The organism is Geobacillus thermopakistaniensis, assembly GCF_000498995.1.
Classification (GTDB): domain Bacteria; phylum Bacillota; class Bacilli; order Bacillales; family Anoxybacillaceae; genus Geobacillus; species Geobacillus thermoleovorans.
Map to the genome: position 1 here is coordinate 35,223 of NZ_AYSF01000031.1, position 22,347 is coordinate 57,569.

The window sequence follows — 22,347 nt, forward strand, 5'->3', positions numbered from 1 at the left end:
GAACGGGATGGTTCATGAACTTGAGGAAAGAAGGGAACGCAATGAACGAGGAACGAGTGTATCGGATCACGGTGCCGACGCCGTTTCCGGTCGGCGATGTGCATATGTACGTGATCGCCGGCGATCGGTTGACGCTGGTCGATGCCGGAGTGAAAACAGAGGAAGCATGGCAGCTGTTTGTGAAGCAGCTTGGCGAGGTCGGTTATGCGCCAGAGGATATTGAACAAATCGTCATTACTCACCATCATCCGGATCATGTCGGCTTGCTTGATTATTTTCCGCATGCGCCGATCATCGGCCATCCGAAAGCGGATCCGTTTTTGCGCCGCGAACGTTCGTTTATGGAGCGGTACGTCCAATTTTTTCAGGAATTTTTTACGGAATGCGGCGTCGACCGCCGTTTGTTCAGTCAGCTGTCCAAAGAAGGCGGATCGCTTCGCTACGCAAGCCGGCGCGGGCTTGACATCATGGTGACGGAAGGGGACGCGGTGCCGGGGATGCCCGGGTGGCAGGTCATCGAAACGCCGGGGCATGCGCAAAGCCATATCGCCCTCTACCGCGAGGCGGACGGATTGCTGATCGGCGGCGATCATTTGCTTGTTCATATTTCCCCGAATCCAATGATGGAGCCGCCGGCGGAAGGGGAGACGGGACGGCCGAAACCGTTGTTGCAGTACAACGAGTCGCTGCAAAAAATGCTGCAATACGATATCGTTCGCTCGCTAAACGGCCATGGCGACGATGCGACCGATATTCCGGCGCTCGTTCGCGAGCGGCTGGGTAAGCAACGCCAGCGCGCCGAGCGGGTGCTCGAAATGGTGAAAGAACGCCCGCATACGGTGTTTGACGTTTGTCAAAAGCTGTTCCCGACCGCTTACGAACGCCAGCTCATGCTGACGATGTCAGAGACGATCGGCCAGCTTGATTATCTCGAGGCGAACGGGTATGTGACGAAAAAGCAAGAAGCCGGCCGATACGTCTACGAAGCGGTGGGGGTGTCGGTGTGCGGCTGAAGGGGCGCCATGTCGTCATTACCGGAGCGTCGGGAGGAATTGGCGAGCAAATCGCCTATGAAGCGGCGCGCCAAGGGGCGGTGCCGGTGCTCTTGGCGCGCAGTGAAGAAAGGCTGAAAGAAGCGAGCGCGCGGATCGAAGCGCAAACCGGTATTCGCGCCCCGTATGCATCGCTTGATGTCAGCGACCGCGGCATGATCGAGGCGGTTGTTTCCCAGCTCATTGCGGATCTTGGCGCGATCGATGTGTTGGTCAACAACGCCGGGTTTGGCGTCTTTCGCTATGTCGAGGACATCGACTTGGATGAAATGGAGAGGATGTTTGCCGTCAACGTCTTCGGCCTCATCGCCTGTACGAAGGCGGTGTATTCGCATATGAAAGAGAGAGGAAGCGGTCATATTATCAACATTGCGTCGCAAGCCGGCAAAATCGCGACGCCGAAGTCGAGCGTCTATTCCGCGACGAAACACGCGGTCGTTGGCTTTACCGACAGCCTCCGCCTCGAGGCGGGGCGCTTTGGCATTTTTGTCACGGCCGTCAATCCGGGGCCGGTGGAGACGAACTTTTTTTCGGCCGCTGATGAATCGGGAGAGTATGTGCGCAATGTCTCGCGTTGGATGTTAAGGCCGGAGGCGGTGGCGAAGCGCGTTGTTGCCGCGATGATGACGCCAACGCGCGAAGTGAACATGCCGCGTTGGATGGATCTCGGCAGCCGGCTGTACCGGCTCGCTCCGGGTCTTGTGGAAAAGGTGGCAAAGCGGGCGTTTTTCCAAAAGTAAGCGAGGGTGTCCCAAATATAAGGGGCACCCTTTCTGATCATCGTCTAGACGCGCGAAACGCCTTTCCTCTTCTTGAAGAAAGATGGCCTTTGGGGCCAACCCCGTGTTCGTTTGACACGAGCCGGGTCAAGCGCTGGTGATGAACCGGTAGACGGCGTCATGGACAAGTTCATAGATGTCCGCGTTTGGCTGCCTCTCTTTGGCGGCGGCAATGCGGGTGCAAAGCTCGCGCCAGTCGTCTTCGCCAAGCGGCATCATGTCATCATCATAGCCATAATGCCGCAGGCAGTTGCGCACTTGTTTTTGCAGCCATCGTTCGTCCATCGGCTTCTCACCGCCTTATTGTTTATCCGTTTCCGGCAAAGGGGCGCGGACAACGGATTGGAAGCGGCCTTTGTGCGAACCGTCGCAAAACGGTTTGTTGTTCGACAGCCCGCAACGGCAGAGCGAAAACGTTTGTTTGGTCACAAACGGCTTTCCTTCTCCATCGAGCAGTTCAACATCGCCGGTGACGCGCAGCGAGCCGTTGTCGTTCACTTTGATTTGCACTTTTGCCATCGCTTTTTCCTCCTTGCTTTGTTTTGACAGTTTCTCATGTTGACAGGTAAAATAAATAAAGGAAATCAAAGGGAAAAGGAGCCAGCTATGAGTCTGTACATCACGTTTACGGATGCAGCCAAACGGGCGCTTGCCTCTATTGTAGCGGAATCCGGACGGCAGTTAAAGTTGATGTTTGACACTGACGGCTGCGGCTGTTTGGTCGACGGCGTGCCGGCGCTATGGCTTGTCGACAAAGCCGATGAAGATGATGTCGTCGTCGAGACGAATTTTGCGCCGGTGCTCGTGGAACGGTCGCGTCTCATCTTTTTTGATGAAACGATGACGATTGACGTCAAGCCGGGAACGACCGTTTTTCAGCTCAAAAGCCCAGGGCAAACGTTGAATGGTCATATGCCGTTTGTTGAGGTGAAATCTGGCCATGAACGGTAAGCTAGAGCAGCTCGCAAAGGCGGCGAAGCAAAAAACATGGGTGTCGTTCACCCATGAAAACGATCCGTACAGCTTGCTTCATTGGTCGGTCGCCGGCCCGTATCATGAGGCGAAAGACGTCTGGCTGCTGCAAAACGAAATGACGTTTGAAATGAAAGAGTTTCCGACGCTGGAGGAGGCGATCGCCTGGCTTGGCGAACATATGCCGCACATCACCGAGGTGTTGTAAAGGGGCCGCCCCTAAGCCATTTTCGGCCGGGGGCGCCCCTTTCCATAGTTAGAAGCCGCGTTTTGCGCCGAACGGCGCTTTCCAATGTTATTGCGGACTGTTTTGCCGCTTAGTCGGGTGGATTGCTTTTTCCAATTCTTCTTTTGCGATCACCGGCTTCACCGTATCGGCGGACGGTTTCCCTTTTTGGGCGCGGTTTTTCTCCATCCATACATCTCTCCTTTTTCTTATCGTTTAGTTGTATCGTTTGACAAACGAACGGTCGTTATGCAAAGGGGGCGGAAATCATGAAGAACCGGGTTGCGCGGAAAAAAGAACAAGAGACGCAGGCAGTGACGCTTGCCGACCGGCTCGGTGCCGAGACGGAAGCGAAACTGCTCGCGAAAAAGCGGGCGCTTGCCGAGGAAGAACAGCGGCGTCTAGCGGCGGAAGAGGCGCGGCGTCGCGAGGAAGAGCGCCGCCGTGAGGAACAGAAATCATTTGCCGAGCTGCTGGAAGAAAGTGAACTCGATTGGCGGAAGTTTAAATAGGGGGAACGTTCAGATGAAACAAAAAATGATGACAGCGGGTATGGCGTCCGCGTCTGTGTTCATGGTGGCTGCGGTCGTGATCTTGGCCGCCAACTTGCGCGCACCGCTCACAATGGTCGGGCCGCTTGTTCCTGAATTGCAGCGGGAGCTTGGCCTCTCCCACGCAGCCGCTGGGGCGTTGACGACGATTCCGCTTTTGGCGTTTGCCTTCTTGGCTCCTGTGGCGGCCGCGTTCGCCCGGCGGTTCGGAATAGAGCGGACGCTGTTCGGTTCGCTTGTTGTTTTGCTTGCCGGCGAACTCATTCGCCCGCTTTCGGGAGAGTTTTCCCTATTTCTCGGCACGGCGCTGATTGGAGCCGCCATCGCGGTCGACAACGTTCTCATGCCGGCGCTGATCAAAGACACGTTTTCTGAACGGGTCGGCTTGATGATGGGCGTTTATACCGTAACGATGAACATGAGCGCCGCCTTCGCTTCCGGGTTCGCCGTTCCGCTTGCCGACGGGTGGGGGATCGGCTGGCAAGGGGCGTTTCGCTTTTGGGCGCTGGTTGCCGCGTTGTCGCTTGTCGTTTGGCTGCCGCAAGCTTGGCGCCAGAAGTCAAGCGGCGTCCCGGCGGGAAGCCGGCGCTCTTCGCTTTGGCGATCGGCGCTTGCCTGGCAAGTGACGCTGTTTATGGGGCTGCAATCCTTGTTCTTTTATTGCATCGTCACGTGGCTGCCGGAGCTTGGCCAAAGCAAGGGCTTGGCGGCCGATACAGCCGGATGGCTGCTCTTTTTCTTCCAGTTTGCCCAGTTGCCGATGATGTTCGTCTCTCCGATGCTCGCGGAGCGGATGGACAATCAAAAAGTGCTGATCGGCTCGGCGGTGTTGCTCATGGCTTTTGGAACGATCGCCTTTTTGGCTGGCCAAGGTTGGCTGCTTTGGGTTGGGGCGCTTTTCGCCGGCATCGGCGCCGGCATGGCGTTTTCGCTGGCGATGATGCTGTTTACTTTGCGCACGCGCCGTCCGCTGGAAGCCGCCCAGCTGTCGGCCATGGCCCAATCGGTCGGCTACTTGCTGGCTGCTGCCGGACCGCCTCTGTTTGGCGTATTGTACGATGCGGCCAGACGGTTTACCGCCCCGCTTGGCATGTTGTTGGCCGTCTGTGCGGCCATGATGGCGTTCGGCTTAGGGGCAGCGAGGAATCAGTATGTGGAAGAGGATTGATCGGTTTTTGTGAAGTGACCGGCCCATTTGGAAAAAAGAGCCCGTAACGGACATTGGCAGCCGTTGGGCTCTTTTGGTTTGTTTTTTCGTTTTGCCTCTTGTCAGCGCCATGGCCGCCGGCAAGTTCAGTGACACACATAGGCAGGGAATAGAGGCTGCGGCCTGCGGTTGTTGCTGGCCATAGGCGTCGGAATGAAGCACGATGGCGATTCCTGCGCTTATCGGTGCGCCTCATACACCGAGCGTTTTGTCGTTTGTTTCAGCCATTCGTATTCGTCGGCATCAAGCGGCGGGGCGGAAGCGGCGGCGATGTTTTCTTCAAGCTGCCGAAGCCGGCTTGCGCCCGGAATGACGGCAGCAACGACCGGGTCATACAGGCAAAATTGCAGCGCGGTCGCGGTCAATGAACGGCGCCCGGCCGTTTTTTCCTTCAGCTTCGGGATGAGCGCCTGCAGTTCTTTGTAGGAATAATCGAGGTAGCCGTGTTCTTTCACCGCGCTGCTCGCTTGTTCAAGCGGGCGGCTCGTGAGCAAGCCTCTAGCGACCGGACCGCGGGCGATCACGCTGATGTGATGTTCGCGAAGAAGCGGGAACCATTCTTCCGGCCGCCGGTCAAGCAAGCTGTATTGCATCATGACGCTGACGATGTTCGAGCGCTTCACATATTCGCGAATGACGTTTGGGCGGATCGAGGAGATGCCGTACCAACGGATGACGCCTTCTTGCTTCAGCTCTTCGAACGCTTCAATCGTCTCATCGATCGGGTCGTCGATCGTGCCGCCGTGGAGCTGGTATAAGTCAATGTAGTCCGTTTGCAGGCGGCGCAGGCTCTCTTTGACCGCTTGTTTGATATAGGCTTTTGACGGATCCCAGTCCCAGCCGCTTCCGTCTCGGCGCCAACGGTTGCCGACTTTTGTCGCGATGATGACTTGGTCGCGTTTTCCTTTCACCGCTTTGCCGACAAATTCCTCGTTTAAGCCGCGGTCGTATAAATCGGCTGTATCCAAGTAGTTGATGCCGCGCTCCAATGCTTCATGGATGAGATAGATGGCATGGTTTTCATCAGTGCCGAGCGACATGCAGCCGAGTCCAATTTCGCTGACGTATAAGTCTGATGTGCCGATGCGGCGTTTGTTCATCTTTTGCGCCCCCTTTCGCGATCGATGATGATATGTTCATTGTACAACGGAAGCGAAAAAATGGCCAAACATGTAGTACAATGGAAAAGAGTCCATCAATCGATAGGGGAGAAGAAGAATGGAGAAGTTGTATGAAAAAACCGTCCGCAAAGAGAAATTGTTCAGCGGCCGCATCATTGACTTGTATATCGAGGAAGTCGAGCTGCCAAATGGGAAAACGAGCCAGCGCGAGGTGATCAAACATCCGGGGGCGGTGGCGGTGCTGCCGCTGTTGCCGGACGGGAAAATCGTTCTTGTCCGCCAGTACCGAAAAGCGCTGGAGCGCGCATTAGTCGAGATTCCGGCGGGCAAGCTAGAACATGGGGAAGAGCCGCTCGCTTCCGCACACCGCGAGCTCGAAGAAGAAACCGGCTACCGCGCCCAATCGATGCGCCATCTCATTTCCTTTTATACATCCCCAGGGTTTGCCGATGAACTCATCCATTTGTATGTCGCCGAGGGGCTGGAAAAAGCGGAGGACGGCGCCGGTTTGGATGAAGATGAGTTTGTCGAGCTGTTGGAAGTTACATTGGAGGAGGCGCTTGAGATGCTTCAACAACGCGACATTTACGATGCGAAAACGGCATACGCCTTGCAATATTTGCAGCTGCGCCGCGCGCTAGGGGAGCAAAATGCCGAATAAAAAAAACGAGCGCGGCCTCGGCTGTTATTACGCTGATTTACATATTCACATCGGCCGCACCGCCTCGGGCCGCCCGGTGAAAATTACTGGGGCGCGGACGTTGACGCTTGAGAACATCTTGCATGAGGCGGCTGAGGTGAAAGGGATCGACCTCGTCGGCGTCATTGACAGCCATGTGCCCGAAGTGCTGGACGAGCTCGAGCGGGCAATGGAGAAGCACGGTTGGCGCGAACATGAGGGGGGCGGCGTCAGCGCCGGGAAAGTGACGCTTTTGTTAGGCAGTGAAATCGAAGTATATGACGACCATTGCCATGGACCGATCCACGTGCTCGTTTTTTTGCCGACTGTGCAGACGATGCGCACGTTTTCCGGCTGGCTTGGCAAACGGGTAAAGAACATGTCGCTCAGTTCACAGCGCATTTACGCCTCCGGCCGCGAGCTGCAAGCTGCCGCGAAAGAGCAGGGCGGCTGGTTCATTCCCGCGCACGCGTTCACCCCGTTTAAAAGCTTGTACGGAAAAGGGGTCAAGCACAGCCTGACAGAAGTGTTTGACCCGGATTGGATTGATGCCATTGAACTTGGGTTAAGCGCCGACACGGCGATGGCGGACCAGATCGCCGAATTGCATCGCTACCCGTACTTGACGAATTCCGATGCCCATTCGCTGCGGAAAATCGCCCGCGAATATGAAGAAGTGCGGCTCGCCGCCCCGACGTTTGCTGAATTGGAAAAAGCGCTGCGCGGTGAAGACGGGCGCGCGATTGTCGCCAACTACGGTTTAAATCCCAAACTCGGAAAATATCACCAGACAGTGTGCGAGCGCTGCCTTGCGCCGGTTGCACCGGACGTCGACCGCTGTGCGGCATGCGGCCATCATCGCTTCGTGAAAGGCGTGTTTGACCGGCTTGCGGAGCTGAAAACGGCGGAACGCGGGCCGAAACGGCCGCCGTACATTTATCAAGTGCCGCTTGAATTCATCCCCGGCCTTGGTTCAAAAGCGTATGAAAAGCTGCTCGCCCGTTTTGGCACGGAAATGAGCGTTCTTCATGAGGCGGCGGAGGAAGAGATCGCGGAGACGGTGGGAGAAAAGTTGGCCCAACTGATCGTCCTTGCCCGCAGCGGTGCGCTCCATATCGAGGCCGGGGGCGGTGGGAGGTACGGGAAAGTGCGGGAGGGGTAACCACTCGGGCAGCGCTCCTGCCGTTCATCATCATGCCGTGCGTGCTGCTTGGCCCAGCCATGCGCCAATGGACCGAGGCGGCGTGCCGCCCGTGGAGTTGGTCACACGTCGGTGTTGAGCTGCTTTTTTATTACATCACCAGCCTTTTAGAAAAACAGTCATACCGAAAGCGGATGGACATACAATCTACTAAGAGACAAAGTAGGAGGACGAAGCACAATGAGAACCCATCCGCTGAAATCGGCTATCGCTGTTCATTGGCGTGAACATGCTTCGCTGTACGTGTTTGTCATCGTCCTGTTTCTCATGGGCGTCATTTTCGGCGCCATTGTCGTCAACAGCCTCGGTTTCAGTCAAAAGCAAGACTTGTACTATTACTTGACGCAATTTTTTGGACAAGTGTCAAAAGACAATATCGCAAGCGCCCATGATATGTTCCGGCAAAGCTATATGCACAACGTCAAATATACCGCGCTGATGTGGGTGCTTGGCATTTCTGTCATTGGCTTGCCGATCATTCTTGTTTTGCTGTTTTTCAAAGGCGTCGTTGTCGGCTTTACGGTTGGCTTTTTAGTCAACCAAATGGGTTGGCGCGGGTTTCTTTTGTCGTTTGTGTCCATCATGCCGCAAAATTTGGTGGCCATTCCACTCATGATCGTCATGGGCGTCATTTCGATTTCGTTTTCCTTGCACATGGTGCGCAACCAGTTTATGAAGCGGCCGCATGGATCGATGTTTCCGATGGTGATGCGCTACGCAGCGGCGATGGCGGCTGTCGCCCTTGGGCTGCTTCTTTCCTCAGCGGTCGAGGCATATCTTTCGCCGGCATTGATGAAACAGGCGGTTCAATGGACAATGAGTTTAATCATAATGAATATTATATAATAACCATTATCATTTCTTCATAATAGTGATTTTACTTTGATACTTCCCTCGTGCATTTGTTATAATGATGGGTGAATGGCGAGGGAGGAATGAAAAGATGGAAGATCGTGTGGAACGAATCAAGAAGCAGCTGCATTCGGCGGGTTACAAGTTAACGCCGCAGCGGGAAGCGACGGTAAGAGTCCTGCTTGAACATGAAGAAGACCATTTAAGCGCGGAAGACGTCTACCTCCTCGTGAAAGAAAAATCCCCAGAAATCGGGTTGGCGACCGTTTATCGGACGCTCGAGCTGTTAACCGAGCTGAAAATTGTCGATAAAATCAATTTCGGGGACGGGGTGTCGCGCTATGACCTCCGCAAGGAAGGAGCGGCCCATTTTCATCACCACCTCATCTGCTTAGAATGCGGGTCGGTGGCGGAAATTCAAGAAGATTTGCTTGAGGATGTCGAAGCGATTGTTGAGGAGAAGTGGAAATTTAAAATTAAAGACCATCGTTTGACGTTCCACGGCATTTGTCACCGTTGCCAGCAAAAGCATGAAGAAAAATAAAACCTTTTCCAACGGGAAAGGTTTTTTGCGTATAAACAACGAAACAAATGGCATATCCTCATACTAGCAAGCTGACAAGCAGCTGATAGGGAGGATGCCATGAAAACCGTTTGGCAAATGGTGAAAGTGTTTCTTTTATTTACGGGATGCACCATTTTATTTTATTATAGTCTTGTATGGTTTAACCGCGAGTACGAGTATTACCACCGATACGATGAGCCGAAGGGATCGGCGGTCAAAGTATCGGCGGCGGAGAGTGCGCCGCCAAGTTGGCTCGACCGGCTGTTATTTTTTTATCGCGATGGGGAGTAGAGAGCGTTGGAATACGAGTTGAAAGATTTTCTGCATTATTTGACGGTGGAGCGGAATTTGGCGCACAATACGATCGTTTCATATGAACGCGATTTGAAAAAATACGTCCGCTATTTGCGCCAAGTCGAGCAGCTTCAGGCGTGGGGCGAAGTGGAGCGCCTCCATATTCTCCATTTTTTAAAGTTTTTAAGCGAACAAGGGCAATCGGCGCGGACGATCGCCCGCCATTTGGCGTCGATCCGTTCGTTTCATCAGTTTTTGCTAAGGGAGAAAATCGCGGCGCAAGACCCGACCGTCCATATCGAAACGCCGCAGTTTGAACGGACGCTGCCGAAAGTGCTGTCGGTCGAGGAAGTCGAGGCGCTGCTTGCAGCGCCGCAAGTGAGCACACCGTTTGGGCTGCGCGACAAGGCGATGCTGGAGCTGTTGTATGCGACCGGCATGCGCGTCAGTGAGCTTGTGCAGCTCAACTTAAGCGACGTGCATTTGACGATGGGGTTTGTCCGCTGCTATGGAAAAGGGCGGAAAGAGCGGATCGTGCCGATCGGGCGCATGGCGATTGAAGCGCTTGCCCACTATTTGGAGCGAGGGCGCCCGCAGCTTGTCAATCCGCGACGACGGGCAACGGAGGCGCTGTTTTTGAACCATTATGGCCAGCGGTTGACACGGCAAGGGTTTTGGAAAATTTTAAAGCGGCTCGCGAAAGAAGCCGGCATCGAAAAAGAATTGACGCCGCATACGCTTCGGCATTCGTTTGCGACGCATCTGCTTGAGAACGGAGCCGATTTGCGCGCTGTGCAAGAGTTGCTTGGGCATGCCGACATTTCGACGACGCAAATGTATACGCATGTTACGAAAACGCGCCTAAAAGACGTGTACAAACAGTACCACCCGCGCGCCTAGCAGCTGCCGTATGCTAGGCGCTTGCCTGTCGTTTTAGTTGTCAGACTTCTGACCAATTGGCCATAGGCGTGTTTTCGCGAAAATACGGGAACGATAGAAAGAGACTCCATTTTTCATTGCAGGCAGGGGGAATGAATGTGAAAACGACATACCGGCGCGTTTTTTTGATTGTGATGGATTCAGTCGGCATCGGCGAGGCGCCGGATGCCGAGAAATACAACGACAAAGGAGCGGATACGCTCGGCCATATCGCTGAGTATCGCGGCGGCCTCTATATGCCGAACATGGCGAAGCTCGGCCTAAGCCATATTCGTGAGATCAAAGGGGTGCCGAAAGTCGAGCGACCGCTCGCGTACTATACAAAAATGAAGGAAGCATCGGCTGGAAAAGATACGATGACAGGCCATTGGGAGCTGATGGGCCTTCGCATCGACAAGCCGTTCCGCGTCTTTCCGAACGGGTTCCCAGATGAATTGATCGCTGAGCTCGAGCGGCGCACCGGCCGGAACGTGATCGGCAACAAACCGGCGAGCGGAACAGCGATCATCGAAGAGCTTGGCGAAGAGCATATGAAAACAGGGGCGATCATCGTCTATACATCAGCCGACTCCGTCTTGCAAATCGCCGCCCATGAACAAGTTGTGCCGCTTGATGAATTGTACCGCATTTGCGAAATCGCTCGTGAATTGACGCGCGACGAGCCGTATATGGTCGGGCGCGTCATTGCCCGACCGTTCATCGGCAAACCCGGCCATTTTGAGCGAACCGCCAACCGGCACGACTATGCGCTTAAGCCGTTTGGCAAAACGGTGATGAATGAATTGAAAGACGCCGGTTATGAAGTGATTGCCATCGGGAAGATCGCCGATATTTACGACAATGAAGGAGTTACCCAGTCGTTGCGAACGACATCCAATATGGACGGAATGGATAAGCTCGTCGACACGCTCGGCATGGACTTTACCGGGTTGAGTTTCGTCAATCTCGTCGATTTTGACGCTAAATACGGCCATCGCCGCGACCCAAAAGGTTACGGCGATGCGCTCGAAGAGTTTGACGCCCGGCTTGCCGATGTGTTGCCGCGCTTGACAGCGGACGACTTGCTTATCATCACCGCTGACCACGGCAACGACCCGATTCACCACGGAACTGACCATACGCGCGAATATGTGCCGCTTCTTGTGTACAGCCCGCGATTTCGCGGCGGCAAGCCGCTCCCAGTCCGCGAGACGTTTGCCGATGTCGGCGCAACGATTGCGGATAACTTCCAAGTCAACCGGCCGCCGTACGGAACAAGCTTTTTGGCTGATTTGGCCTAACTTCATAAAGAACGATGAGGGGGAAAAGAATGGATCGACAAGCGATTGAAAAAACCGCCGGTCATTTGCGCCCATTGATGCCAACTCCGCCTGAAATCGGTCTCATTCTCGGCTCGGGGCTCGGCGTGCTCGCTGATGAAATCGAAGAGGCGGTTCGCATTCCGTATGAAGATATTCCCGGATTTCCAGTGTCGACCGTTGAAGGACACGCTGGACGGCTCGTATATGGGCGGCTTGAGGGGGCGACCGTTGTCGCCATGCAAGGGCGGTTTCATTATTATGAAGGGTATTCGCTTCAGGAAGTGACGTTTCCCGTCCGGGTGATGAAGGCGCTTGGCGTCCGCGAATTGATCGTGACAAACGCTGCGGGCGGCATCAACGAACGGTTCCAGCCCGGCGATTTCATGATCATTTCCGACCATATCAACTTGCTGGGCACAAATCCGCTCATTGGTCCGAACGATCCGGAGCTTGGTCCGCGCTTTCCGGACATGACGGAAGCGTACAGCCGGCGGCTGCGCGAGCTCGCCAAGGAAACGGCGGCGAGACTTGGCGTTCGCGTGCATGAAGGAGTATATGTCGCCAATACGGGGCCGTCGTACGAAACGCCGGCGGAAATCCGCATGATTCGTACGCTCGGCGGCGATGCGGTCGGCATGTCGACCGTCCCGGAAGTGATCGTCGCCCGCCACGGCGGCATTGAGGTGCTCGGCATTTCGTGCATTTCGAATATGGCTGCAGGGATGTCGGATGCTCCGCTTCACCACGACGAAGTGGTTGAAACGGCCGAGCGGGTGAAGACGGACTTTTTGCGGTTTGTGAAAGCGATTGTCGCCGAAATGGCGAAATCAAAACGAAAAAGGTGATCGCGATGCGAATGGTCGATTTGATTGCGAAAAAGCGCGACGGAAAGGCGCTGACGAAGGAAGAAATTGAGTGGATCGTCCGAGGGTATACAAACGGGAACATTCCCGATTACCAAATGAGCGCGCTCGCGATGGCGATTTATTTCCGCGGCATGACCGAGGAAGAAACGGCCGCGCTGACGATGGCGATGGTGCACTCCGGCGAAATGCTCGATTTGTCGAGTATTCGCGGCGTGAAAGTCGATAAACATTCGACCGGCGGGGTCGGCGATACGACGACGCTCGTTTTAGGGCCGCTTGTCGCTTCTGTCGGCGTGCCGGTGGCGAAAATGTCTGGGCGCGGCCTCGGCCATACGGGCGGCACGATCGACAAACTCGAGTCCGTGCCCGGGTTTCATGTCGAGATCAGCAAAGACGAGTTCATTCGACTCGTGAATGAAAACCGAATCGCCATTATCGGCCAAACGGGCGATTTGACACCGGCTGACAAAAAGCTATATGCGCTTCGCGATGTGACGGCGACCGTCAACAGCATTCCGCTCATCGCCTCGTCGATCATGAGCAAAAAAATCGCCGCTGGGGCTGATGCCATCGTCTTGGATGTGAAAACGGGCGCCGGAGCGTTTATGAAGGAACTTGACGAGGCGCGCCGGCTCGCTCGAGCGATGGTCGACATTGGCAAGCGCGTCGGCCGCCGGACGATGGCGGTCATTTCTGACATGAGCCAGCCGCTCGGCTATGCCGTCGGCAACGCCTTGGAAGTGAAAGAGGCCATCGAAACGTTAAAAGGAGACGGGCCGCACGATTTAACCGAACTTTGTTTGACGCTCGGCAGCCATATGGTCTATTTGGCGGAGAAGGCGCCATCGCTTGATGAGGCGCGCCGTTTGCTTGAAGAGGCGATTCGCAGCGGGGCCGCCATCGCGGCGTTCAAAACGTTTTTGGCCGCTCAAGGTGGAGATGCATCGGTCGTTGACGATCTGGATAAATTGCCAAAGGCGGCCTATACGTCGACCGTCACGGCGGCTGCCGACGGCTATGTCGCCGAGATGGCCGCCGATGACATCGGCACGGCCGCCATGTGGCTCGGCGCCGGCCGGGCGAAAAAAGAAGACGTGATCGATTTGGCGGTCGGCATTGTGCTCCATAAAAAAATCGGCGATCGCGTGCAGAAAGGGGAAGCGCTCGCCACGATTCACAGCAACCGGCCAGATGTGCTTGACGTGAAAGAAAAGATCGAGGGGGCTGTTCGTCTGTCGCCGCAGCCGGTTGCTCGGCCGCCGCTCATTTATGAGACCATCGTATAGAGAGGGACGCTGGCGATCCGCAAGGAAAAAAGCGGTTGTTCAAGAAGAAGACGCCTGAAACGCGTGTTTCGGGCGTTTTTTTTGTTTTTTGGAAAATGAGCTGTTTTTTTGTATAAAAATATCTCGCCTGGAAAAAATGGCATGTATAAAGAATGGAGGTTTGGGAGATGAAAACGAAAGTCACTCGTCTTCTTTTATTGCCGTTTCTTCTTTTTCTTCCTCTTTCTGCCCATGCCGAGGCGAAAGAGATGAAGGAAGCGAAAGTGAAGCTGGCCGATGAGGCGAAATCAGCCATTTTGATTGAACGCGACACCGGCAAAGTATTGTATGAAAAAAATGCCCATGAACCATTGCCGCCGGCGAGCATGACGAAAATTATGACGATGCTGCTAGTCATGGAAGCCATCGATGAAGGAAAGCTGTCCTACGATGAAAAAGTGCGGGCGAGCGAATACGCCGCGTCAATGGGTGGATCGCAAATTTTCCTCGAGCCGGGCGAGGAAATGACCGTCGATGAGCTGCTGCGCGGCATTGCCATCGGTTCGGCCAACGACGCGTCGGTCGCTATGGCTGAGCAGATCGCCGGGTCGGAAGAAGCATTTGTCGAGATGATGAATGAAAAAGCGAAACAGCTCGGCTTAAAAAACACTCATTTCGCCAATGCGACCGGCCTGCCGGCGGAACATCACTACAGCAGCGCTTATGATATGGCCATGATGGCGCGCGAACTGTTGAAATATGAAGATATTACGAAATATACGAGCAAGTACGAAGACTATTTGCGCGAAAATACGGACAAAAAGTTTTGGCTCGTCAATACGAACCGGCTTGTCAAATTTTATCCGGGCGTTGACGGCCTGAAAACCGGATATACAGCCGAAGCGAAATATTGTTTGACCGCCACGGCGAAAAAGAACGGCATGCGCGTCATCGCTGTTGTGTTTGGAGCACCGACGCCGAAATCGCGCAATGCGCAAATTACGAAGATGCTCGATTACGCGTTTTCCCAATATCGAACTCACCCGGTGTACAAACGGAATGAAACAGTCGCCCGCGTCAACATAAGCAAAGGCAAACGGTCATCCGTCGAAGCGGTGACGTCGGAGCCGGTGTCGGTGCTGACGAAAAAAGGGCAGTCGGTCGAGCAGATCGAAAAAGTGATCAAAGTGAAAGACAATGTGAAAGCACCCGTTCGCAAAGGCGATGAGCTTGGCGTCCTCATTTTAAAACAGGATGGAAAAGAAATTTTGCACAGCCCGATCGTCGCCAAGCAAACGGTCGAAGAAGCGAGCTTTTGGGACTTGTTTAAGCGGGTGTTTGGCCGCTTCGTGCAAGCGGGATAATGTCAAGTTTTGCGGTCTTTTCGCTCTCTTTGGCGAACGACCACTAGTTTTGTCGGGCGGCAGGATTTCGGGCGGACAGCAGCGAAATGTCTCCATATCCTGAAATGGACAAGGGGGAACACGCTGTGAGTCTCGCGATCGACTTGGAAGTGAAGCAAGACGTGCTCATCGTTCGCCTGTCTGGGGAGCTTGACCATCATACAGCCGAACAATTGCGTGAACAAGTGACGGATGTGCTCGAAAACCGAGCGGTCCGCCACATCGTGCTCAATTTAGGACAATTGACGTTCATGGACAGCTCTGGCCTCGGCGTCATTCTCGGACGCTATAAACAAATCAAAAACGTCGGCGGGCAGATGGTTGTATGCGCCGTATCGCCGGCCGTCAAACGGCTGTTTGACATGTCGGGTCTGTTTAAAATCATCCGCGTTGAGGCGGATGAGCAATTCGCCTTGCAAGCATTGGGGGTGGCGTAAATGCGCAACGAAATGCACCTCCAATTTTCTGCCCGCAGCGAAAATGAATCGTTCGCCCGTGTGACCGTGGCGGCGTTCGTCGCCCAGCTTGACCCGACGATGGACGAACTGACGGAAATTAAAACGGTTGTCTCTGAGGCGGTGACAAACGCGATCATTCACGGCTACAACAACGATCCGAACGGCATCGTCTCCATTTCCGTCATCATTGAAGACGGTGTCGTCCATTTGACGGTGAGAGACGAAGGAGTCGGCATTCCTGACATCGAAGAAGCGCGCCAGCCGTTGTTTACGACAAAGCCCGAGCTCGAGCGGTCAGGGATGGGCTTTACCATTATGGAAAACTTCATGGACGAAGTCATCGTCGAATCGGAAGTGAATAAAGGGACGACTGTGTATTTGAAAAAGCATATTGCGAAAAGCAAAGCGTTATGTAACTGAGGGAGACATGCCTATGGATGTCGATGTCAAGCAAGATCAGTCGCCAATCAAAGATCAGGAGATGAAAGAGCTGATCCGCCGCAGCCAAGAAGGCGATCAAGAAGCGCGTGATGAAATTATTGAAAAAAACATGCGCCTCGTCTGGTCGGTCGTTCAACGTTTTTTAAACCGCGGCTATGAAGCGGACGACTTGTTTCAAATCGGCTGCATCGGCTTGTTAAAGTCGGTCGACAAGTTTGACCTGTCGTATGACGTCAAGTTTTCGACGTACGCCGTGCCGATGATCATTGGGGAGATTCAGCGGTTTCTTCGCGACGACGGCACCGTCAAAGTGAGCCGTTCGCTGAAAGAGATGGGCAACAAAATCCGCAAGGCGAAAGATGAGCTGTCGAAAACGCGCGGGCGGGCGCCGACGGTTACGGAAATCGCCGACCATTTAGGCATTTCCCCTGAGGAAGTCGTTCTCGCCCAAGAGGCCGTCCGCTCGCCGACATCGATTCACGAAACGGTGTACGAAAACGACGGCGATCCGATTACGTTGCTTGATCAAATCGCTGACGCCGACGAAGCGTCATGGTTTGACAAAATCGCCTTAAAAAAAGCGATCGAAGAACTCGACGAGCGTGAGAGGCTGATCGTCTATTTGCGCTATTACAAAGACCAAACCCAGTCCGAAGTGGCATCGAGGCTCGGCATCTCTCAAGTGCAAGTATCCCGGCTGGAAAAGAAAATATTGCAGCACATAAAGGACAAAATGGACGGATAGCCCATTTTGTCCGCACGGAGTGGGCAACAAAATGGACGGATAGTCCATTTTGTCCGCACGGAGTGAGCAACAAAATGGACGGATAGTCCATTTTGTCCGCACGGAGTGAGCAACAAAATGGACGGATAGTCCATTTTGTCCGCACAGAGTGGGCAACAAAATGGACGGATAGTCCATTTTGTCCGCACAGGTGTGTTCAAAATGGACGGATGTCAATTCATCGGCGGTGAACCATGAATCGCATCCGTCTTTTGGTCTGTAAGCGCATCTTGGAACGCTTTTTCCATAGCAAGCAACAAAAGTCTAAAAAAGAATGGGCATTTTTTGCCCATTCTTTTCTATTTTTATGAAATCGATGGTGAACGCCGACAGGCCGCATGATCGGTGTTTTTGCCAACCAAACTAAAGAAAAACAAAATGGGGACAAAGGTGTGAAGCAAATGGCCAACACCGTATTTATCAAGCCGCGCCATCGCGTGCAAGTCAAGCCGGGGGCGGTGGTGACGCTCGGGCAGGCGGCCCAAATCGCTGCGCCGGATGGCGGGCTCATTCGGCGGTTGAAGACGATTCCGCTCTATCGCATCCAGCCCAGCGATAAAAATATCGTCATCATCGATATGATGCAAATGATCCGGGCTGTGTTTGATGTGGATTCCTCGCTTGATGTGCAGATGATCGGCCCATCGCAGACGATCATTGAAGTCGTCTATGAAAAACGGAAGGTTTCGACCGCTTCCTTCGTTCTCGTTTGGCTTCTTTTGTTCGTCGGTTCGGCGATGGCGATCATGAACTTTCACGAGGACGTCAGCATGCAACGGGTGCATCGCCATCTGTACGAGATGGTGACCGGCCAGGCGGTCGATAAACCGCTGCTTTTGCAAATTCCATATTCGCTTGGGCTCGGCATCGGGATGATTTTATTTTTCAACCATTGGTTCCGCAAACGAATCAACGAGGAGCCCAGCCCTCTTGAAGTCGAAATGTTCAACTACCAGCAATCGATCGATCAGTACGTCATTTTGCATGAAAACAAAGAAAGCTTGAGGCCTCTTGACGACGCTTGAGATTTTGCTGGTAGTGTTCGTCGGCTTCGCCGGAGGGTTGGCGGTCGGAACCGGATTTGTCGCTTTTTTGGTCGTGCTTGGCGTCATCCCGCGCCTGACGCAGCTGACGAAAACTCCAAAACGCATTCACGCCTATGAATGGGGGGCTGTAGCCGGCGCCATCGTTGGCGGTTGGATGAGTTTGCGCCATTCTGTTTGGCATTTATCCAAATATTGGCTAGCGCCGATCGGATTGTTTCATGGTGTGTTTATCGGAATGCTCGCTGCCGCTTTAACAGAGGTGTTGAACGTTTGGCCGATTTTAGCGAAGCGGATCGGCGTCGATGATAAAATCGTCATTTTACTTATGGCCATCGCCTTTGGCAAAGTGGCCGGTTCGTTGTTTCATTGGCTTTATTTTGTCGATCACTTTCGCTGACAAAGGGGGAAGGAAACGTGGGATTAAAGTCCGATTATGTCCGCGAGGTGAAGGCGTTTCAGCCTTCTCCCCCATACGCCGCCAATGCGGTAAAAGCGTTTCTTGTCGGCGGGGCGCTTTGTGCGTTGGCGCAATGGCTCGTTGATTGGTATGGCGGCACGTTTGCCGCTTCGCCGCTCGAGGCTCATCTGTGGGCGTCTATGGTGATGGCCGGATTGGCGATTGTGCTGACGGCCGTCGGGAAATATGATGATTTCAGCCAATTTGCCGGTGCGGGGGCGACGATGCTCATTACAGGGCTGGCCAATGCGATCGCGAGCGCTGCCATCGAACATCGCAGCGAAGGATGGACGGCCGGGGTGGCCGGGCAGATGTTGAAAGCCGGTGGGGCAGCGGTCATTTATGGTCTGATTGCCGCCTATGTGCTTGGCCTTGTTTGGCCGTGACGAAAAGAGGGATTGGCCATGAAACGTGTCGGAAAGCAGACATGGGTGTTTGACGATGGTGTTTACATCCAAGCGGCCGCTGCCGCAGTCGGGCCGCTTGAAGCCGACGGGCCGCTCGGAAGTTATTTTGATGTTTGTCATCGCGACTTATATTGCGGCGAAGCGACGTGGGAGCTGGCCGAGCGGAGGCTGATGCGGGAGGCGGTGGACTGCTGCTTGCAAAAGGCGGGCGTCTCTGCCGAAGAAGTCGATCTATTTTTGGCCGGTGATTTGTTAAACCAAAATGCGACATCGAACTATGTCGCCCGCGAGCTGCCGATTCCGTTTTTATGCTTGTTCGGCGCCTGTTCGACCTCGATGCAAACGTTGGCGGCAGCCGCTGCGTTTGTCGCTGGTGGATTGGCTGATCGGGCGCTTGCGGCGACAAGCAGTCATAACGCGACGGCCGAACGGCAGTTTCGCTACCCGACTGAACTGGGGGTGCAAAAGCCGAAAACGGCGACGTTCACCGTCACGGGCGCCGGCGCCGCGCTCGTTGGCCGCGCGCCGGGACGTTGGCGCGTCCGGGCGGCGACGATCGGCAAAGTCGTTGACGCCGGGCTGAAAAACCCACTCGACATGGGGGCGGCGATGGCCCCGGCGGCGGCCGATACGATCGAGCAGCATTTCCGTGACTTAGGCGTCTCGCCGGGCGATTACGATTTGATTGTCACCGGCGACTTGTCGCGCGTCGGCAGCGTCATCGTCCGCGAGTTGCTTGCTGAATCAGGCTACGATGTGACCGACGTTTACAACGATTGCGGGCTGATGATTTACCGGCCAGATCAAAAGGTGTTCGCCGGCGGCAGCGGCTGCGCCTGTTCGGCGGTCGTCACGTACGGGTATTTGCTTCAAGAGCTCGCCCGCGGAACGTTTCGACGCCTGTTTGTCGTCGCTACCGGGGCGCTCTTGAGTCAAACGATGGTGCAGCAAAAACAGTCGATCCCAGCGATCGCTCACGGCGTCGTCATCGAAGCGGCTGGACAGGAGCCGGATTTGCCGCCGTAGGACGTCTTTTATTTGGGAACGATCAGGAGGGAATGTGATATGGAATACGTCCGTGCCTTTCTCGCCGGCGGGCTGCTGTGCGCCATCGTTCAGCTCATCATCGACCGCGGCAAATGGACGCCGGCTGGCGTCGCCGGTTCGCTTGTCGTCTTTGGCGTACTCCTTGGCTTTGGCGGCGTCTATGATCCATTCGTCGCTTGGGCTGGCGCCGGGGCGACGATGCCGCTATGCGGATTTGGGTATTGGTTGGCGAAAGGGGCCATGGCAGAACCGCGGCCGGAGGGATTTGTCGAAACCGGAGCAGCGGTGTTCCGATTTGCCGGCGCCTTGTTCGCTTTTATCGTGGCTGGCTCTTTTGCCGCGGCGCTCACTTGCAAACCGAAAGGGTAGAGATGATGGAAAAACGACGAGTCATTTTAGTAACGGATGGGGACGAGTTCGCCTGCCGGGCGATTGAGCGGGTTGCCGCCGAGATCGGCGGCCGTTGCATTTCTCGCTCGCAAGGCAATCCGACGAAACTGAGCGGTGAACAGTTGGTCGAACTCATTTTGCAAACGCCGCACGATCCAGTGTTTGTCATGTTTGACGATTGCGGCGCCCTCGGGGAGGGGGCCGGAGAGCAGGCGCTTCGCTATGTGGCGACGCATGAGCAAATCCAAGTGCTCGGGGCGCTGGCGGTTGCCTCCAATACGCACCAGCATGAATGGACAAAAGTGCATGTGAGCATCGACCGTGACGGCGTGATGACCGAATATGGGGTCGATAAAGAAGGCGTCCGGGACCTCGAGATCGGGCGGATCAATGGCGATACCGTCTACTGCCTTGACCGGCTGAACATTCCGCTCATCGTCGGCATCGGCGACATCGGCAAAATGGGATATCGAGACCATGCGAAATACGGAGCGCCGATTACGCGCAAGGCGGTCGAGTTGATTCTCGAAAGGAGTGGTGGCCATGCCGGAAAAAGAAAAGAAACCGAAAGCGCCGATCGCGAAGCGGCTCGTTGACAACGCGAAGTTTTTGCAACAGCGGATCGGCGTCGGGACAAGCTTTGATTTAGGCGTGCGGAAAATCTATGTCCTAAACCGGGAAGTACATATTTACTACTGCAACGGTTTATGCGACACGCAATACATTATCGAATTGTTAAAACAAATTGTGCGCGTCAACGATGATGAACGCCAGGCGTCCCAAGCGTGGCAGATCATCGAAAATCGACTCGTTCATCAGCAAGTCAGTCCGGTGACGAGCCTCGACGAAGCGGTTGACAAGCTGCTGTCGGGCTTGATCATCGTCTTGATTGAAGGCGAATCGACCGGATTTGCTGTCGACGTCCGCAGCTATCCGGGTCGGCAGCCGCAAGAGCCGGATACGGAAAAAGTTGTGCGCGGCGCCCGCGACGGCTACGTCGAGAACATCATTGTCAACACGGCGCTCACCCGCCGCCGCATCCGCGACGAGCGGCTGCGCTTTGAAATTTTGCAAGTCGGCGAGCGGTCAAAAACGGACGTATGCATCGCCTATATTAAAGACGTCGCTGACCCGGGGCTTGTTGAACTCGTCAAGAAAGAGTTGCAGCAAATCAACGTCGATGGACTGACGATGGGCGACAAAACAGTCGAAGAGTTTTTAGTCAAGCAAGGATACAACCCGTACCCGCTCGTCCGTTATACCGAGAGGCCGGATGTAGCAGCGACGCACCTGCTTGAAGGGCACGTGCTCATTATGGTTGATACATCGCCAAGCGTCATCATCACGCCGACAACATTTTTCCACCACGTCCAGCATGCCGAGGAATACCGGCAGTCGCCAGGGGTCGGGACGTTTGTGCGCTGGGTGCGGTTTTTAGGCATTTTGACGTCGTTGTTTTTGCTGCCGCTGTGGGTGCTGTTCGTCCTTGAACCGTCGTTGCTGCCCGAATCGTGGGCGTTTATTGGGCCGAACAAACAAACGAACATCCCGATCATTGTGCAAATTTTGCTCGCTGATTTTGGGATTGAGTTTTTGCGGATGGCAGCCATTCATACCCCGACGCCGCTATCAACCGCGATGGGTTTGATTGCCGCCGTCTTGATCGGACAAATCGCCATCGATGTCGGGCTGTTTGTGCCGGAAGTGATCTTGTACATTTCGGTGGCGGCGATCGGTTCATTTGCGACGCCAAGCTATGAGTTGAGCGTGGCGAATAAGATTTCTCGATTGGCATTGGTCATTCTTGTCGCCTTGTTTAAAGTGCCCGGGCTCGTCATTGGCACGACCGTTTATTTGCTTTGGCTCGCCAGCATCCGCTCGCTTAATACGCCGTACTTATGGCCGTTCATCCCGTTCGATCCAGCGGCATTTATGCAAATTGTCGTCCGCCGTTCGGTTGCCGGAGCGAGAGTGCGCCCGAGCATCGTTCACCCGCAAGACCGGCAAAAACAGCCGTCATGACGCGAACGATCCATTTGGAAGC

General features: G+C 54.7%; 29 protein-coding genes. 26 read left to right on the top strand and 3 right to left on the bottom strand.

The window, feature by feature from the left end; translation table 11 throughout:
* The first annotated feature begins 41 nt into the window (after window positions 1-41).
* Complete coding sequence (locus T260_RS134340) at window positions 42-1,013, top strand: MBL fold metallo-hydrolase (RefSeq protein ID WP_011231812.1); 972 nt, start codon at window positions 42-44, stop codon at window positions 1,011-1,013.
* The gene (locus T260_RS134335) at window positions 1,004-1,792 is read left to right on the top strand and encodes an SDR family NAD(P)-dependent oxidoreductase (RefSeq protein ID WP_020278263.1); all 789 of its coding nucleotides are present in this window, start codon (window positions 1,004-1,006) and stop codon (window positions 1,790-1,792) included. Before T260_RS134340 ends, T260_RS134335 begins: the two co-directional genes overlap by 10 nt.
* Window positions 1,793-1,918: 126 nt before the next feature.
* On the opposite strand, the gene T260_RS134330 is transcribed toward T260_RS134335, so the two are convergent.
* Together T260_RS134330 and T260_RS0119755 are read right to left on the bottom strand one after the other, a co-directional pair.
* Window positions 1,919-2,116, bottom strand: a complete 198-nt coding sequence (locus tag T260_RS134330; protein ID WP_011231810.1) for a YqzH family protein — start codon at window positions 2,114-2,116, stop codon at window positions 1,919-1,921.
* A 15-nt stretch (window positions 2,117-2,131) separates the two neighbouring features.
* The gene (locus T260_RS0119755; RefSeq protein ID WP_011231809.1) at window positions 2,132-2,350 is read right to left on the bottom strand and encodes a CDGSH iron-sulfur domain-containing protein; all 219 of its coding nucleotides are present in this window, start codon (window positions 2,348-2,350) and stop codon (window positions 2,132-2,134) included.
* Between the two features lie 87 nt (window positions 2,351-2,437).
* On the opposite strand from T260_RS0119755, the gene T260_RS134325 reads away from it, so the two are divergent.
* The 4 genes from T260_RS134325 to T260_RS134310 all read left to right on the top strand — a co-directional run bounded on the left by T260_RS134325 (window position 2,438) and on the right by T260_RS134310 (window position 4,748).
* Complete coding sequence (locus T260_RS134325) at window positions 2,438-2,782, top strand: iron-sulfur cluster biosynthesis family protein (protein WP_011231808.1); 345 nt, start codon at window positions 2,438-2,440, stop codon at window positions 2,780-2,782.
* On the top strand, window positions 2,772-3,011 hold the full coding sequence (locus tag T260_RS134320; RefSeq protein ID WP_011231807.1) for a YqkC family protein: 240 nt from the start codon (window positions 2,772-2,774) through the stop codon (window positions 3,009-3,011). Before T260_RS134325 ends, T260_RS134320 begins: the two co-directional genes overlap by 11 nt.
* Window positions 3,012-3,298: 287 nt before the next feature.
* Entirely contained in the window at window positions 3,299-3,541 is a 243-nt protein-coding gene (locus T260_RS134315) for a YqkE family protein (RefSeq protein ID WP_011231805.1), read from the top strand.
* A gap of 13 nt (window positions 3,542-3,554) precedes the next feature.
* The gene (locus tag T260_RS134310) at window positions 3,555-4,748 is read left to right on the top strand and encodes a CynX/NimT family MFS transporter (protein ID WP_011231804.1); all 1,194 of its coding nucleotides are present in this window, start codon (window positions 3,555-3,557) and stop codon (window positions 4,746-4,748) included.
* 218 nt (window positions 4,749-4,966) lie between these two features.
* On the opposite strand, the gene T260_RS134305 is transcribed toward T260_RS134310, so the two are convergent.
* Window positions 4,967-5,887, bottom strand: a complete 921-nt coding sequence (locus T260_RS134305; RefSeq protein WP_014196270.1) for an aldo/keto reductase — start codon at window positions 5,885-5,887, stop codon at window positions 4,967-4,969.
* Window positions 5,888-6,005: 118 nt separating this feature from the next.
* Here T260_RS134305 and T260_RS134300 point away from each other — a divergent pair, with 118 nt between their 5' ends.
* The 20 genes from T260_RS134300 to T260_RS134205 all read left to right on the top strand — a co-directional run bounded on the left by T260_RS134300 (window position 6,006) and on the right by T260_RS134205 (window position 22,325).
* Window positions 6,006-6,569 carry an NUDIX domain-containing protein gene (locus T260_RS134300; RefSeq protein ID WP_014196269.1) on the top strand — a complete coding sequence of 188 codons (564 nt, stop codon included), beginning with the start codon at window positions 6,006-6,008 and terminating at the stop codon, window positions 6,567-6,569.
* Window positions 6,559-7,749: an endonuclease Q family protein gene (locus T260_RS134295; protein WP_014196268.1), complete on the top strand. Its 1,191-nt coding sequence runs from the start codon at window positions 6,559-6,561 to the stop codon at window positions 7,747-7,749. Before T260_RS134300 ends, T260_RS134295 begins: the two co-directional genes overlap by 11 nt.
* A gap of 219 nt (window positions 7,750-7,968) precedes the next feature.
* Entirely contained in the window at window positions 7,969-8,634 is a 666-nt protein-coding gene (gene spoIIM / locus T260_RS134290) for a stage II sporulation protein M (RefSeq protein WP_013144830.1), read from the top strand.
* 97 nt (window positions 8,635-8,731) lie between these two features.
* A complete protein-coding gene (gene fur / locus T260_RS134285) occupies window positions 8,732-9,184 on the top strand; it encodes a ferric iron uptake transcriptional regulator (RefSeq protein ID WP_011231799.1) in 453 nt (150 codons plus the stop codon).
* Window positions 9,185-9,283: 99 nt separating this feature from the next.
* A complete protein-coding gene (locus tag T260_RS134280) occupies window positions 9,284-9,496 on the top strand; it encodes a YqzK family protein (RefSeq protein ID WP_011231798.1) in 213 nt (70 codons plus the stop codon).
* 6 nt (window positions 9,497-9,502) lie between these two features.
* On the top strand, window positions 9,503-10,399 hold the full coding sequence (xerD, locus tag T260_RS134275) for a site-specific tyrosine recombinase XerD (protein ID WP_011231797.1): 897 nt from the start codon (window positions 9,503-9,505) through the stop codon (window positions 10,397-10,399).
* Window positions 10,400-10,530: 131 nt separating this feature from the next.
* Complete coding sequence (gene deoB / locus T260_RS134270; protein ID WP_020278266.1) at window positions 10,531-11,718, top strand: phosphopentomutase; 1,188 nt, start codon at window positions 10,531-10,533, stop codon at window positions 11,716-11,718.
* 29 nt (window positions 11,719-11,747) lie between these two features.
* Window positions 11,748-12,584, top strand: coding sequence for a purine-nucleoside phosphorylase (locus T260_RS134265; RefSeq protein WP_011231795.1), 837 nt, complete (start codon window positions 11,748-11,750; stop codon window positions 12,582-12,584).
* A gap of 5 nt (window positions 12,585-12,589) precedes the next feature.
* Entirely contained in the window at window positions 12,590-13,891 is a 1,302-nt protein-coding gene (locus tag T260_RS134260; RefSeq protein ID WP_023633517.1) for a pyrimidine-nucleoside phosphorylase, read from the top strand.
* A 167-nt stretch (window positions 13,892-14,058) separates the two neighbouring features.
* Window positions 14,059-15,234, top strand: coding sequence for a D-alanyl-D-alanine carboxypeptidase family protein (locus T260_RS134255; protein WP_011231793.1), 1,176 nt, complete (start codon window positions 14,059-14,061; stop codon window positions 15,232-15,234).
* 125 nt (window positions 15,235-15,359) lie between these two features.
* Window positions 15,360-15,710, top strand: a complete 351-nt coding sequence (gene spoIIAA / locus T260_RS134250; protein WP_014196264.1) for an anti-sigma F factor antagonist — start codon at window positions 15,360-15,362, stop codon at window positions 15,708-15,710.
* Complete coding sequence (gene spoIIAB / locus T260_RS134245; RefSeq protein WP_011231791.1) at window positions 15,711-16,151, top strand: anti-sigma F factor; 441 nt, start codon at window positions 15,711-15,713, stop codon at window positions 16,149-16,151.
* Window positions 16,152-16,164: 13 nt separating this feature from the next.
* Entirely contained in the window at window positions 16,165-16,917 is a 753-nt protein-coding gene (sigF, locus tag T260_RS134240; protein WP_014196263.1) for an RNA polymerase sporulation sigma factor SigF, read from the top strand.
* A gap of 440 nt (window positions 16,918-17,357) precedes the next feature.
* Window positions 17,358-17,981, top strand: a complete 624-nt coding sequence (locus T260_RS134235; protein ID WP_011231789.1) for a stage V sporulation protein AA — start codon at window positions 17,358-17,360, stop codon at window positions 17,979-17,981.
* Window positions 17,968-18,399, top strand: a complete 432-nt coding sequence (locus tag T260_RS134230) for a stage V sporulation protein AB (RefSeq protein ID WP_011231788.1) — start codon at window positions 17,968-17,970, stop codon at window positions 18,397-18,399. The genes T260_RS134235 and T260_RS134230 overlap by 14 nt, the downstream gene beginning before the upstream one ends.
* 17 nt (window positions 18,400-18,416) lie before the next feature.
* A complete protein-coding gene (locus T260_RS134225) occupies window positions 18,417-18,845 on the top strand; it encodes a SpoVA/SpoVAEb family sporulation membrane protein (RefSeq protein ID WP_011231787.1) in 429 nt (142 codons plus the stop codon).
* Window positions 18,846-18,863: 18 nt separating this feature from the next.
* Window positions 18,864-19,892 (top strand): stage V sporulation protein AD, encoded by a 1,029-nt coding sequence (gene spoVAD / locus T260_RS134220; protein WP_011231786.1) that lies wholly within the window; start codon window positions 18,864-18,866, stop codon window positions 19,890-19,892.
* 39 nt (window positions 19,893-19,931) lie between these two features.
* Window positions 19,932-20,282, top strand: coding sequence for a SpoVA/SpoVAEb family sporulation membrane protein (locus tag T260_RS134215; protein WP_012820684.1), 351 nt, complete (start codon window positions 19,932-19,934; stop codon window positions 20,280-20,282).
* Window positions 20,283-20,287: 5 nt separating this feature from the next.
* On the top strand, window positions 20,288-20,899 hold the full coding sequence (gene spoVAEA, locus T260_RS134210) for a stage V sporulation protein SpoVABEA (RefSeq protein ID WP_020278271.1): 612 nt from the start codon (window positions 20,288-20,290) through the stop codon (window positions 20,897-20,899).
* Window positions 20,847-22,325: a spore germination protein gene (locus T260_RS134205; RefSeq protein ID WP_011231783.1), complete on the top strand. Its 1,479-nt coding sequence runs from the start codon at window positions 20,847-20,849 to the stop codon at window positions 22,323-22,325. Before spoVAEA ends, T260_RS134205 begins: the two co-directional genes overlap by 53 nt.
* Window positions 22,326-22,347: the final 22 nt, after the last annotated feature.